This is a genomic window from Arthrobacter sp. 05L421 (genome assembly GCF_056397785.1).
The window spans coordinates 91,393-104,757 of sequence record NZ_JBFTOC010000006.1; the positions used below are offsets into that span (position 1 = coordinate 91,393).

At 64.8% G+C, this 13,365-nt stretch carries 12 protein-coding genes; 7 read left to right on the top strand and 5 right to left on the bottom strand.

Annotated features, from left to right (window positions below; translation table 11 throughout):
• Positions 1 to 38: 38 nt before the first annotated feature.
• The 3 genes from AC1DKQ_RS09485 to AC1DKQ_RS09495 form a co-directional block, all read right to left on the bottom strand.
• Positions 39 to 2,546, bottom strand: coding sequence for a GcvT family protein (locus AC1DKQ_RS09485; RefSeq protein ID WP_476918843.1), 2,508 nt, complete (start codon positions 2,544 to 2,546; stop codon positions 39 to 41).
• A gap of 70 nt (positions 2,547 to 2,616) precedes the next feature.
• Positions 2,617 to 3,501 (bottom strand): formyltetrahydrofolate deformylase, encoded by an 885-nt coding sequence (gene purU / locus AC1DKQ_RS09490; protein ID WP_476918904.1) that lies wholly within the window; start codon positions 3,499 to 3,501, stop codon positions 2,617 to 2,619.
• Positions 3,502 to 3,635: 134 nt separating this feature from the next.
• On the bottom strand, positions 3,636 to 3,986 hold the full coding sequence (locus tag AC1DKQ_RS09495) for a bifunctional 3-phenylpropionate/cinnamic acid dioxygenase ferredoxin subunit (RefSeq protein ID WP_476918844.1): 351 nt from the start codon (positions 3,984 to 3,986) through the stop codon (positions 3,636 to 3,638).
• A 240-nt stretch (positions 3,987 to 4,226) separates the two neighbouring features.
• Here AC1DKQ_RS09495 and AC1DKQ_RS09500 point away from each other — a divergent pair, with 240 nt between their 5' ends.
• Together AC1DKQ_RS09500 and AC1DKQ_RS09505 are read left to right on the top strand one after the other, a co-directional pair.
• Entirely contained in the window at positions 4,227 to 5,462 is a 1,236-nt protein-coding gene (locus tag AC1DKQ_RS09500; RefSeq protein ID WP_476918845.1) for an NAD(P)/FAD-dependent oxidoreductase, read from the top strand.
• Between the two features lie 70 nt (positions 5,463 to 5,532).
• Positions 5,533 to 6,672: an aromatic ring-hydroxylating oxygenase subunit alpha gene (locus AC1DKQ_RS09505; protein ID WP_476918846.1), complete on the top strand. Its 1,140-nt coding sequence runs from the start codon at positions 5,533 to 5,535 to the stop codon at positions 6,670 to 6,672.
• 72 nt (positions 6,673 to 6,744) lie between these two features.
• Here the strand turns inward: AC1DKQ_RS09505 and AC1DKQ_RS09510 are convergent, their stop codons facing one another.
• Positions 6,745 to 7,557: an IclR family transcriptional regulator gene (locus AC1DKQ_RS09510; RefSeq protein WP_476883546.1), complete on the bottom strand. Its 813-nt coding sequence runs from the start codon at positions 7,555 to 7,557 to the stop codon at positions 6,745 to 6,747.
• 148 nt (positions 7,558 to 7,705) lie between these two features.
• Positions 7,706 to 8,020 carry a hypothetical protein gene (locus AC1DKQ_RS09515; RefSeq protein WP_476883547.1) on the bottom strand — a complete coding sequence of 105 codons (315 nt, stop codon included), beginning with the start codon at positions 8,018 to 8,020 and terminating at the stop codon, positions 7,706 to 7,708.
• A gap of 100 nt (positions 8,021 to 8,120) precedes the next feature.
• Here AC1DKQ_RS09515 and AC1DKQ_RS09520 point away from each other — a divergent pair, with 100 nt between their 5' ends.
• From AC1DKQ_RS09520 to AC1DKQ_RS09540, 5 genes are all read left to right on the top strand, one after another.
• Entirely contained in the window at positions 8,121 to 8,324 is a 204-nt protein-coding gene (locus tag AC1DKQ_RS09520; RefSeq protein ID WP_476883548.1) for a hypothetical protein, read from the top strand.
• A 202-nt stretch (positions 8,325 to 8,526) separates the two neighbouring features.
• On the top strand, positions 8,527 to 9,132 hold the full coding sequence (locus tag AC1DKQ_RS09525) for a DUF1326 domain-containing protein (protein WP_476918847.1): 606 nt from the start codon (positions 8,527 to 8,529) through the stop codon (positions 9,130 to 9,132).
• Between the two features lie 105 nt (positions 9,133 to 9,237).
• Positions 9,238 to 9,900 (top strand): DUF2182 domain-containing protein, encoded by a 663-nt coding sequence (locus AC1DKQ_RS09530; RefSeq protein WP_476918848.1) that lies wholly within the window; start codon positions 9,238 to 9,240, stop codon positions 9,898 to 9,900.
• A 167-nt stretch (positions 9,901 to 10,067) separates the two neighbouring features.
• The gene (locus tag AC1DKQ_RS09535) at positions 10,068 to 11,129 is read left to right on the top strand and encodes a hypothetical protein (RefSeq protein WP_476918849.1); all 1,062 of its coding nucleotides are present in this window, start codon (positions 10,068 to 10,070) and stop codon (positions 11,127 to 11,129) included.
• A gap of 160 nt (positions 11,130 to 11,289) precedes the next feature.
• Positions 11,290 to 13,263, top strand: coding sequence for an aconitate hydratase (locus AC1DKQ_RS09540; RefSeq protein WP_476918850.1), 1,974 nt, complete (start codon positions 11,290 to 11,292; stop codon positions 13,261 to 13,263).
• Positions 13,264 to 13,365: the final 102 nt, after the last annotated feature.

Consider the following 13,365-nt stretch of genomic DNA (forward strand, 5'->3'; position numbering starts at 1 on the left):
TGGTCTGGGAGTCATTTCGAAGGACCAGGTGGTCCGGTTCAGCCGCGCAGGCGTTCCATCCCCGGATCCACCAGCGGCTCCGCGGTGACGGTTGCGGCGACCCGGGTGCCGAAGTATTCAATCTCCACGGCATCGCCTTCCGAGGTCGTGGCCGGGAGCCAGGCGTAAGCGATCGGCTGCTTCACCGTGTAGCCGTAGGCCGCGCTGGTCACGTAACCGGCGGCTTCGCCCTGGACATACACGGGTTCCTTGCCCAGCACCACCGAGGTGCCGTCGTCGATCGTCAGACAGCGCAGCTGCATGACAGGCGGCTGCGCCCGGCGTTCGGCGAGGGCTTCGGCACCCACGAAAGAATCCTTGTTCTTGGCGATCGAGAAGCCCAATCCTGCCTGGTAAGGCTCGTGTTCGGGCGTCATATCCGTACCCCAGAGCCGGTATCCCTTTTCCAGACGGAGGCTGTTGAAGGCGCCGCGCCCAGCGGCGATGATGCCCTGTTCCTGGCCGGCTTCGAAGAGGAGATCCCACAACTTCAGACCATGTTCAGCGGTGGTGTACAGCTCCCAGCCCAGCTCGCCCACATAGGACAGCCGCATGGCCGTTACGGGGATGCCGCCGATCCGCACTTGCTTGGTTCGAAAGTAACGAAGACCGTCGTTGGTGAAATCATCGGTGCTGACCTTGGCAATAACTTCCCGTGCCTGCGGCCCCCAGAGTCCTATGCAGCAGGTGGATCCCGTAATGTCGCGGATCTGGACCCACTGGCTGACCTCATCAGCGCTCTGCCTGCGGGCCTCCCTGGTGAAGTAGTCGAGGTCAATGTTGCCGTTGGCGCCCACCTGGAACGTCTCCTCGTCCAGCCGTGCGATTGTGATGTCGCTGCGCACCCCGCCGTCGTCGTTCAGCAGCAGGCAATAGGTGACGGCGCCTGGCTTCTTGTCGATCTGGCCGGCGCTGAGCCGCTGCAGCAGCGCCAGTGCGCCGGGGCCCGAAACCTCCAACCGTTTCAGTGCCGTCATGTCGTAAAGTGCGACGGCGGTTCGCGTCTTCCACGCCTCGGCCGCGGAAATGGGGGAACTGAACAAGGCCGCCCAGGGGCCGCGGTCCGGCGCCTGCCATTCCGGCGGCAGCTCGTCCAGGAGCGGGCGGTTTGCCTCAAACCAGTGCGGGCGCTCCCAGCCGCTGGCCTCAAGGAAGAAGGCTCCCAGTTCCTTCTGGCGGCAATTGAAAGGGCTGACGCGCAGGTTCCGGGGGGACTCGCGCGGCTGCAGGGGATGCAGAATGTCGTAGATTTCGACGAAGTTCTGTTGGGAGGTTTCGCTGACGTAGCTCTCAGCCGTTTGGACGGCCTCGAACCGCGATACCTCGCATTCGTGGAGCGGGGTGCGGGACTGGCCTTCGATCAGCAATTCGGCTACCGCGCGGGCTACGCCGGCGGAGTGCGTGACCCAGACCGCTTCTGCGACGTAGAAGCCATCAAGCTCCGGCGCCTGCCCGATCAATGGGCCGCCGTCCGGGGTGAAGGAGAAGATGCCGTTGAAGCCGTCGGCGATCTCCGCGCCGCGGAGGGCGGGCAACAGTAGCCGGCTGTCCTCCCAGCAGGGCAGGAAATCCTCCTCGGTGAATTCGAGGCGGGAAGGCATGCGGTGCTCGGACATCTGCCCTGGCGCCACTTCTGGTAGCTGGTCCAAGTCCACGGGCATTGGGCGGTGGGCATAGGAGCCGATTCCGATCCTGTCCCCGTGCTCACGGAAATAGAGGTCCTTGTCCTGGTGCCGGAGAATCGGCATGCGGGCGCCGTCGGAGGGGTCCATGGGGTTTGCGCTCAGGTTGGCGCCCACGAGATTCGGCACAGATGTGGTCTTGACATACTGGTGGGCCAGCGGCAGCAGCGGCACGGCCATGCCTGCCATCGCGCCTATCTTTGGGCCCCAGAAGCCGGCACAGGAAACGACGATGTCCGCCGCGACCACGCCGTCGGGAGTCTGAACCCCCGTTACTTTGCCACCGGACTGTTCGATACCGGTCACCGGAGTTGATCCGATGAACCTGACGCCGGCCGCCGTAGCTTTGCGGATCAGCAGCTGAACGGCGCGGGCGGCGGAGGCGAGGCCATCGGAGGGGACATGGAGGCCGCCTAGGACCAAGTCCTGGTTCAGTAGCGGATAGTGCTTGCTGCACTCATCGGGATCGATGATCCTGCCCTCGATGCCCCATGAGGTTGCGTAGCCGAGCTTCCGTTTGAGGTCCTCCAGCCGTTCCGGAGTGGTGGCAAGCTCCAGGCCACCCACTTGGTTGAAGCAGCCGACACCCTCGTCGCTCAGGGAGAGCAGCTTGTCCACGGTGTAGGCGGCGAATTGCGTCATCGTCTTGGAGGGGTTGGTCTGGAACACCAGTCCGGGCGCGTGCGACGTGGAGCCGCCGGCGAGGTTGAGTGGTCCCTGTTCCAAAACGGTGACGCTGGTCCAGCCTCGGGTGGCCAATTCATCGGCCAGATTCGCACCGACAATGCCGGCGCCGATGATTACGACGCGGGGTGTAGCGCTCATACGGAAGCTCCTGTTCTTTGCTTGCTGCGTGTTGCGTGGGGCGCCCCGTTTGAGGGCTTACGGGGTGGCTCTAACGGAAGACGACGGTCCGGGTGCCGTTGAGGAGGACGCGGTGCTGGCAATGCCACTTCACCGCGCGGGAGAGCGCGATCGCTTCGGCGTCGCGGCCTGCCGTTACCAGGGCATCCGGGTCCACGCCGTGGTCCACCCGGAAGACTTCCTGCTCAATGATGGGACCTTCGTCGAGGTCGCCGGTGACGTAGTGGGCGGTGGCCCCGACCACCTTCACGCCGCGTTCATAGGCCTGGTGGTATGGCCTGGCCCCTTTGAACCCGGGCAGGAAAGAATGGTGGATGTTGATGGCCCGGCCGTGGAGTGCACCGCAGAGGCCGTCGGACAGTACCTGCATGTAGCGGGCCAGCACCACAAGGTCCGCGTCGTATTCGTCCACTAGTTCCAGGAGCCGGGACTCCGCCAGCGGTTTGGTGGACGCCGTCACGGGTACGTGGATGAAGGGAAGCCCAGCATTTTCCGCCATCGGGCGCAGGTCCTCGTGGTTGGAGATGACCGCGGCGATGTCCGCCCCCAGGCTCCCGGCGCGCCAGCGGAAAATGAGGTCATTGAGGCAGTGGCCGAACTTGGAGACCATCACCAGGATGCGTTGCGGCTTCTCGTCATGAAAGCTATAGGACATTCCGAACTCGCCGGCGATCTCCGCGAAGTCGGCGGACAGGGAAGCGGCGGTGTTGTGCCCGCAGTCCGCACCGGTACCCGTGGGGCCGGCGGAGCCGGTCATCGTGCTGGTGAAGGCGGTGCGCAGGAAGAGGGTGTTGCTGACGTGGTCGTCGAATTGCTGATGTTCGGCAATGTCAAAGCCGCGCACGGCCAAAAAGCTGGACACGGCGTGGACGATTCCGCTTCGTTCGGGGCAGGCAACGGTGAGGACGAACGGCACCGCCCGCTGCCTGGCTGCTGCCGGTGGCTGGCCGGCGTCGGATGCGGGATGTGTCCGGTCCTGCAGCTCGTTGCTCAGTTGTAGGGTCAAGAACTTCACCTCTTTGCTTGAAAGGGAGCACTGCCTGGTGGTCTCTAGACGTGGCCGTTAACCCTTAGGCCGGGTGGAAGGTTGGGTGCCTCGTCGGATTCGGTGATCATGATGTCGCCGTCGATCACGCTGACTTCGTGCCGGCGGACCGGCAACTTGGCCGGCGGGGCGTCCACGCCGCCTGTGCGCAGGTTGAACCGGGAAGCGTGCAGCGGGCACTCGACCCAGCAGTCCTCCACCCAGCCGTCGGCCAGGGAGGCGTCCTGGTGGGTGCACGTGTCGTCGAGGGCAAAAAGCTCGCCATCTTCCGTGTGGAACACCGCGATAGGCGGGGACGTGTTCAGGCGGAGCGCTTCCCCCGGTGCCAGTTCGCTGAGCGGACATGCCTTGTGCATGGATGGACCTCTTTTCCGTGGGGGACCCTGTGCAACCGCCGGAGGGTTGTTCCGCAGTGATCAACAGCAATCGCAATAAGCAACAGAGTGCGGTAGCTCACATCGGTTGTCAAGACTTTTCACCTCTATTGCGGGCCCTTGTCTTCCGGCGGAAGACCCTTGACAGTGCGCGTGGCATGGATCACTCTGTTGCATATAGCGATTGTTGTTGCGTAAGAAGCAATTGAAAGGGGGCGTCGAGTGCAGACGCTTGCGATTGTCGGAGCCTCCCTGGCAGGCCTTTCGGCCGCACGGGCAGCCCGCGCCCAAGGCTTCGCCGGACGGCTGGTCATCATTGGCGAAGAGCCGCACCGTCCGTATGACCGGCCGCCGCTGTCCAAGGACTTCCTGCTGGGTACTGTCACGGCGGAGGATCTGTTCCTGGAGGCCGACGCCGACGAGCTCCAGGCCGAATGGGTCCTGGGCACCGAGGCTGTGTCCCTGGATGCTTCCTCGCGGACTATCCTCCTTAAGGACGGCGGCACCGTGCAGGCGGACGGCATTGTCATTGCCACCGGCGCGAGGGCCAGGCAGCTGCCCACCCTGGCCGGGCTATGCAACGTCTTCACCCTGCGTACCCTCGCCGACGCACAGAGCCTTGCGCCCGAGCTAGTGTCCGGGAGCAGGATGGCCGTGATAGGTGCCGGTTTCATCGGCGCGGAGGTTGCCTCGGCCGCCGCATCGCGAGGCATGGAAGTCACCATGATCGACACCAAGCCGGTCCCGTTCGCGGGCCAGCTCGGTACGGAGATGGGCGGCGTGGTGGCGGGGCTTCACGCCGCCAACGGCGTGGAACTCATTTCCTCCGCAGTAATCGAGGACTTCTACAGCGGCGAAGGCAACGTCACCGGACTCCGGTTGGCCGGCGGACGCTATGTGGGCGCCGACGTCGTGGTGGTCGGCATTGGAGCCGAGCCAAACACGGAGTGGCTGAAGGGTTCCGGCCTCGAGCTTCGGGGCGGCGTTCTGTGCGACGCCATGGGCCGCACCGGTGTCCCCGGAATCGCGGCCGTGGGGGACTGCGCCGCCTGGTTCGATCAGGCAGCGGGCACGCACCGCCGGGTGGAGCACTGGACCGGTGCCCTGGAGCGTGCCGCACTGGCCGTTGAGGCGCTGCTGGACCCTGACGCCGCGCCGAGGCCGGCCAAGCCGCACTATTTCTGGTCAGACCAGCACGGCGTCAAGCTGCAGTTCGCAGGCCACTGCGCCGGCTACGACCGGCTGGAGATCGAAGTGGGCGACGTCCTGACGCACAGCTGTCTTGCCGTGTACTACCGCGGGGACGTCCCGGTGGCGGTCCTCGGGATGAACCAGCCGCGGCTGTTCACCAAGTGGCGGCGCCTGCTCGCCTCACCCGCCAGGTCACTGGGCGAGCCCAGCGGGCAGGCTGCCTGTGCGGACGCCTCCGCGCTGGTGGGGGCGGCCGTCGCGTCCTGAAACCTGTCCGTAAACCACCCGTCCCTACAAGTTCCAGCTTTCGTTGATCTTTGTTCGTTAGGAGGACAAATTGTCTCTTGAGGTAAGTGCCCCGAGTCTGATTCCCACGCTGCCCGGTTATACATATGTGGATGAGGCCGTGTTCCGGGCCGAGCAGGAGCGGATCTTCGAGCAGATGTGGTTCTGCGCCGTGCGGTCCGCCGACCTGGACAAGGCAGGCGCCTGGCGGACAGTCCAGATCGGGCGGGAGAGCGTGCTGATCAGCCGCACCCGCAAGGGCGGAATCCGTGCCTTCTACAATATTTGTCGGCACCGGGGCGTCAAGCTGTGCATGGAAGAGCAAGGCGAAGCCGCACGCTCGTTCCAGTGCCCTTACCACGCCTGGACCTACGACTTCGAGGGCAAACTCATCGCGGCCCCCAACCTGACCAAGATGCCGGATATCGACAGGGACGAGTACGGCCTGGTGAAGGTCCATATCCGTGAATACCTGGGTTACGTCTGGGTGTGCCTGGCCGACGAGCCGCCATCATTCGAAGATGAGGTTATGGGTGCCATCGAGGAGCGGCTCGGCGACCTCAAGGCGATCGAAGGCTACGACGTTGCCAACCTCAGCCTGGGCCGCCGCATCCGGTATGACGTGACGGCAAACTGGAAGCTCATCATCGAGAACTTCATGGAGTGCTACCACTGCGCCACGATCCACCCCGAACTCACCGAGGTGCTGCCTGAATTCGCTGACGGCCTGGCCGCGCAGTACTTCGTGGGCCATGGCGCCGAATTCGGCGAGGACGTCAAGGGTTTCACCATCGACGGCTCGGAAGGGCTGGACCTGATTCCGGGGGTGGGGGAGGACCAGGACCGCAGGTACTACGCCATCACCATCAAGCCCACAGTGTTCGTGAACCTGGTTCCGGACCACGTGATCATCCACCGCATGTTCCCTATGGCAGCGGACCGCACGATCGTGGAGTGCGACTGGCTGTATGTGCCCAGCGTCGTGGAGAGCGGCAAGGACGTCAGCGCTTCTGTGGAGCTGTTCCACCGCGTGAACCAGCAGGATTTCGACGCCTGTGAACGGTGCCAGCCGGCCATGGGCTCAAAGGTCTACGCCAAGGGCGGCGTGCTGGTGCCGAGCGAGCACCACATCGGCGCCTTCCACGACTGGGTCCAGGAGAAGGTTGGGGACGTTACCCCCACTGGTCGTTGAGGCTTCGCCGGGTTGCGGCCCTTCGCCGTCGCTTAGCGCGGAGGGCCCTTCCCGATTCGGCTTGAGGGCCAATCACCGGCCGCCGGTGTAGCCCATATTCGCGCTGATCTGCAGCCCCGCCTGTTTCAGCGCTTCGGGGAGTCCCGGCGCCGTCTCCGGATCAAAACGGAAGGCTGGTCCGGAGATGCTGACGGCGCCGATTACGGCCCCCACATGGTTGTACACCGGCACGGACATCGAGTTGAGCCCGATTTCGAATTCCTCCCGGACCACGCCGTAGCCGTCGCGGGCGACGTCGAGGAGCTGGGTTTCGAGCTTGTTCCTGTTGGTGATGGTCCGCGGCGTCCGGGCCGGAAGCCCGGTCTCCTTCAGGATGCGGTCCCGCTCGTCCGCGGACAGTGCTGCCAGCAGGACCTTTCCGCTGGAGGTCGCGTGCAGCGGCGTCAGGCTGCCCACCCAGTCGTAGGTGGCCAGTGTTGACGGGCCCATGGCCTGGTCCACGTTGACGGCGTAGTTGGAGCGCAGGACGGCGAGGTTCACTGTCTCTTTGAATTCCTCCGCCAGGCTTTCCAGAACTGGCCGCGCCTCGCGGACCAGGCTAAGCCGCCCGGGGATCGAGCTTGCCAGCCTCAGGATGCCGAAGCCCAGCTGGTACTTTCCGCGCTCGCTGTTCTGGTGCACCATTTCCCTGCTCACCAGCGAGCCCAGCAGCCGGGAAACGGTGGACTTGTGGATGCCCATCTCGTCGGCGATTTCGCTCACGCCCGCATGGCCGTCCCGCGCCAGGATCTCCAGGACCATCAGGGCCCGGTCCACCGACTGGACGCCGCCGTGCTGGCCAGACTCCGCATCGACGTCGGACTCGGGGTCATTTTTCGAAGCCATGATTCATACTCTCAAGTAGTTTCTGCGGCTTGCTTACCCGCCACAAGGCCGCCTGTAGCGTCCTCTCGGTTAGTTCCACAGTTTCGATCCTATGCCGTGAGGTGTAACGGGGCCGACATTAGGTTAAGTCGATTGACACGACCAGCAATCAACGCAGTTCCAGGCGCATCAGCACGCGGGGGAAGCCCTTGATCACGGAGTCGGTGTCGGCAGCCCTGGTGAACCCGGCCCGTTCGACGAGCTTCTGTGTGCCAACGTAGGCCATGGTCAGGTCGATGAGGCCGGCCCAGCCCACCACCTCGTCGCCGTCGTACGCCAGTACCCCGGGCGGCGGAATCTGCCTCACGAATTGTTCAACGAACGCGCCGCGCTCCGTGCCACGCACCTGAACGTTCTGCTTGGAAGGGATGCGGTAGCTCAGGCACCAGCACACGGTCGCATCGGGCCGCTTGGGTCCGACCATTGTCTTTACGTCCTCGAACTGCGTCGCCGGACGGATCTCGATCGCCTTCTCAGGAGTAGCGTTTGCCTTGGCAGACGAAGGCGGCAGACAAAGGGGTCCAATGAGCTACAAATATCGCACCGTCCGGGTTCGCGGCACAGAGCTGGTTGGCACCATCGCGCGAAAACACGGGAGCGCTCCCGAGATCTACGAAACCTCGAAGGACGCGAATACTTCAGTCGTACCCGTGTTTTTCGAGGCGACCGGCGAGATCCGATTCTTCGACCGGGCAATGCTGGAGGACGTGGTGGCGCCGGCCGGTTAGCAGCGGCGGCACATTCCCAGCGGTGACAGGGCCGCCACTCGGCCTCTCCCACCAGCAAACTTTTGGCTCATTGCACCCATCCCTTCGACGTGGGGGCGCCCCTGAAGGGCCTGATGCACGGGTCACCATCCACCGTTGACACTGTTCAGGGCCGCGAGGAGACTTTATTTTTGGGGGGTGCCTCTTCGAAAGGACGCCCAAAATGCCGTGGCATGTCGAGGGTACATATTTTGAGAATTGCAACTGCGATATGGTCTGCCCGTGTACGGCGACAGGACAGACGGCACCGGCGGACAATGACCGCTGCAACGTGGCCTTGGCCTTCCACGTGGAAACCGGCGAAGTCAACGGTGTCGACGTCGGCGGTCTGACAGTCTGCGTCCTCGCCGATACACCTGCCCTGATGAGTGAGGGGGGCTGGAAGGTCGGTCTCCTGATGGACGCCGCCGCTTCCGCCGAGCAGGCCGAAGCGCTCGGTGCAGTCTTCGGCGGCCAGCTCGGCGGACCGATGGAGGGCCTCGCACCCCTGATCGGTGAAATGGCGGGCATGGAGTCCCTGGAGATGGCCTACGCCGACGACGGGCGTGTCCACCAGGTGCGTATTGGCAGTGCAGTCGAGATGGTGGTCGAGGACTTCATGAATCCATTTGATTCCACAGGGCGAGGAGTGAAACTTAGCGGGGTCGGATTCCCGGCCGACACTCTGGCAGCCGGAACATCCAGCACCGCCCGCGTCGACGTGTTCGGGATGACCTGGGATAACGCCGGAAAGAACTCCTTCTCGGCCCCCTTCGCCTGGTCCGCCTAAGTGCCGGGCAGGAGCGGCCTGACAGTCAGCCACCATGCCGCAGAGTTGGCGTTGATCGGGTGCGCCGCACTGGCGTGGTATTTCACTTTCTCAGGCCTCGCCGACATGTCCACAGGCCCGGGGACCATGGGACTGGGGCTCTGGGGTTTCTTGGGCGTGTGGACACTGATGATGGCCGCCATGATGTTGCCCGCGCTGGCGCCGCTCACTTCGACCTACCTCAGATCCATCCGTGCCGTCCGCAGCCGCCGGGTCCGGGCCACCCGGACAACTGGCCTGGTGGGCGGTTACCTTTTGACGTGGATCGGATTCGGAGTCGTTGCCTACGCTGCCGCGGCGCTCTCTGCGCTGCTGGCTGAGGACGGGCCGGCTATCGCACCCTGGGTGGGAGCAGGAGTTCTGATGGTGGCTGGCGCCTACCAGCTGACCCCGCTGAAGGATTTCTGCCTCAGGCACTGCCGGTCGCCGGTAGCATTCCTGTTGCACGTCTCCGGATACAAGGGCCGCCTGCGGGATGTCCGCGTAGGCATGTATCACGGTGTGTATTGCGTGGGGTGCTGTTGGGGGCTCATGGTGGTGCTGATTGCCGTTGGCGTGATGAACCTGGCATGGATGGCGGTGCTCACGGTAGTCATCTTCCTGGAGAAGACGTGGAAATACGGGCCCGCCCTTAGCCGTGTCACTGGAGTCTCGCTGATTGTTTTCGCGTTCTTCGTCCCGGCCCACCCGGAGTTGCTGCCAGGGCTCCAAATGACCGCACCCATGTGAGGGACGGTAAGCGCCATCTTAGAATGACCCACGCGGGTTCCAGGAACGGCGACGGTGGCACTGGCAGTAGGACACCGGGAGGTCCAAGCTTTAACCAGTCGGTGCGGGACCGCATACTGGCGGCCCGGGCCGCGTGGGGTGGCACGTTGACTGCGAGGAGAGCGACCATGGTGGACACGGCGGCACCGACACTCCGGGCAGGCGCGCGGAACGACCTTGTGACGGAACTGCTGGGCATCTGGCTCCTCCTGGCCGTCTTCCTGGACGGCTGGGCCCACCTGCACATTCCCGAGCTGGAAACCTTCTTCACTCCCTGGCACGCCGCGCTTTATTCGGGCCTTGTGGCCACCGCCGCGTGGACGGCAGGCGTGATCTGGCGGAACCGTCAGCCCGGGCGGCCGTTGACCCGGGCGGTGCCGGCCGGCTACCAGGGCACGGTCATCGGACTCGTGCTCTTCGCCGTCGCCGGCGTTCTGGATCTGGCCTGGCACGAGGTCCTGGGGATCGAAGTCTCCCTCGATGCGCTGGTGAGCCCCACACACTTGCTGCTGGGGTTCAGCCTCTTCCTCATCCTCGGCACCGGCATCCGTAGTGCACGGGCCGCCGGCGGGCCGGGGGCTTTTAGATGGACGCCGCCTGCAGTGCTTTCTCTCGCCCTTATGACCGGACTGGGCTCCTTCTTCCTGATCTACTGCTCGGCGTTTGTCCGGACGCCGCCCGCCGTCCCATATCTCCAGACGCCGATCGGGAGCCCCGGGCACACCCAGGCGGAACTGCCTCCGGCCCTCGGGCTGGCCAGCTATCTGGTAACCACGGCGCTGATAGCCGGGCCCTTCCTTTACACCTTCGCCGGCACCCGACGGCCGCCTTACGGCATTGCCACCATCCTGGTCGCCGTGGTGGCGTGGCTGCCTTTGGCCATGTCGGGGCTGCGCCCGGCAGCGGTCGCCGGTGCGGCCGGAGCCACGATAGCCGCTGTGGCGGCTGACGTGCTGCTGGCAGGGCGGGAGGGACCGTGGCTGCGGCGCCGGCTGCCGGCTGTCACCGCAACACTCGCGGCACTTATCTGGGCGGGCCAACTGGCCGGCATCGCGCTGGGGTCATCGATTCAATGGCCCGTGTCGATGTGGCTGGGAGCCGTCGTGCTGAGTGCGGGATTGGCTGCGGCCCTGGCCTTCCTCAGCTCTTGGAACACCAGAAGCGTGCCGGTGCAGACACTGCCGCGATGAACGGCATACGGACCGCCCGGGCATCCCTGCCCGAGGACGTCCGATCTCCGCTGTTCCCGGCGCCCGGAGTGGGCTATTTTGGGGATAAGGCGAGTGCCCGGTAGCCGGTTCGTTGCCGACGGCTGCGTCCGGCCTCGCGTTTCGAGTAAGGAAGCCCGCCGTGGCCTACAACGTGGCGCAGAAGCTCATCGCATCGCATCTGGTCGCCGGAGAAATGATTCCCGGGCGTGAGATCGGTTTGCATATCGATCAGACCCTCACCCAGGACGCGACCGGGACGCTGGTCATGCTTGAACTTGAGGCCCTTGGGCTCGGCCAGGTACAAACTGAAGTATCCGTGCAGTACGTGGACCACAACCTGTTGCAGGCCGACAGCAGGAACGCGGAAGACCATGATTTTCTCCGCTCGGCCTGCCGCCGGTTTGGCCTGTGGTTCTCGAAAGCGGGAAACGGGGTGTCGCATCCGACTCACATGCAGCGGTTTGGTGTTCCGGGCAAGACCATGGTCGGCTCCGACAGCCATACCCCGGCCGCAGGTTCACTGGGGATGCTGGCAATCGGCGTCGGCGGCACCGAAGTAGCCTTGGCAATCGCGGGGGAACCGCTCTACCTGAAGATGCCGGAGATCTGGGGCGTGAGGCTTACCGGCCAGCTGCCGCCGTGGACCAGTGCCAAGGACGTCATTCTCGAAATGCTGCGCCGGCACGGCGTCAAGGGCGGCAGGGACCGGATCATCGAGTACCACGGCCCCGGCCTGGCGACACTGAGCGCTATGGACCGCCACGTGATTGCCAACATGGGTGCCGAACTCGGTGCGACGAGCACGGTTTTCCCGGCCGACGACCAAGTCCGGGTCTTCTTGCGCTCCGAACGGCGCGAGGGCGACTTCGCCGAACTCCTCGCCGATTCCGATGCCTCCTACGACGTGACCGACGAGATCGACCTCGCCACGATCGAGCCGCTCATCGCCCTGCCCAGCTCGCCCGGCAACGTCGTTCCGGTGCGTGAGGTCGTGGGCAGGCCGGTGGCGCAGGTGGTGATTGGGTCCTCAGCGAACCCGGGCCTGCGCGACTTCGCCATTGTCGCGGCAATCATGAAGGGGCGGCAGTGCCACCCCGGGCTGTCCCTTGACGTCAATCCGAGTTCGCGACAGATTCTGCAGGACCTCACCAGGATGGGCGCCACCTTTGATCTGATCAGCGCCGGGGGCCGGTTGCATCAGACCGGATGCATGGGCTGTATCGGGATGGGCCAGGCCCCCGCCAACGGAAGCAACAGCCTGCGCACGATGCCCCGCAACTTTCCGGGCCGTTCGGGCACGCAGGAGGACTCGGTCTACCTGTGTTCACCGGAGACGGCCGCGGCTGCCGCACTCACCGGCACGATCACAGACCCGCGGGACCTGACAGAGCTCTTCGACCTGGAATACCCCGTGATCGAACTTCCCGAGGTGTCGAGCGTGAACGTGGCGATGCTGGAGGAGCCTTTGCCGCCGGAGGAAGCCGGCAAAGTGGCCCTGGTCAAGGGCGAAAACATCTCCTCTCTTCCGGTATTCGGCGCCCTGGCCGACCGCATCGAGGCGCCAGTCGCCTTGGTGGTGGGCAACGATGTCTCCACCGATGAGATTCTGCCGGCCGGTGCGCGCGTTCTGCCCTACCGCAGCAACATCCCCAAGCTCGCCGAATTTACCTTCGATCAGGTCGACCCTTCCTACCCCGCCCGCGCCGCACGGACCCGCGACGCGACAGGCCACATCCTGGTCGGCGGCACCAACTACGGCCAGGGATCCTCACGCGAACACGCAGCTATCACCCCACGCTTCCTCGGGCTGCGTGCAGTGGTGGCCGTCTCCTTCGCGCGGATCCATTGGCAGAATCTGGCCAATTTCGGGGTCCTCGCACTCGAGTTCACGAATGCCGCCGATCATGACCGGATCCAACAAGGCGATGTGCTCCTGCTGACAGGAATACACGACGCCCTCGTGGCAGGCAACGAGATCCTTGTGCAGAACGAGACCCGCGGCGAGGTCTACCCCGTGCGGCACAGCCTCTCCGGTCGCCAGGTGGACATGCTCCTGGCCGGTGGTCTCATCCCTTGGCTGCGTGAAAGGAGGGCGCGGGACGCGCGCGACTAAGCAACGGCGTGAGCGCCCGGCTCCCATTGCTTCGGTGCGGCTACCGGCGCGCAATTGATCCTCCGGGGGCTGTGCAGACGAAGGCCGAGAAATTAGGCTCAG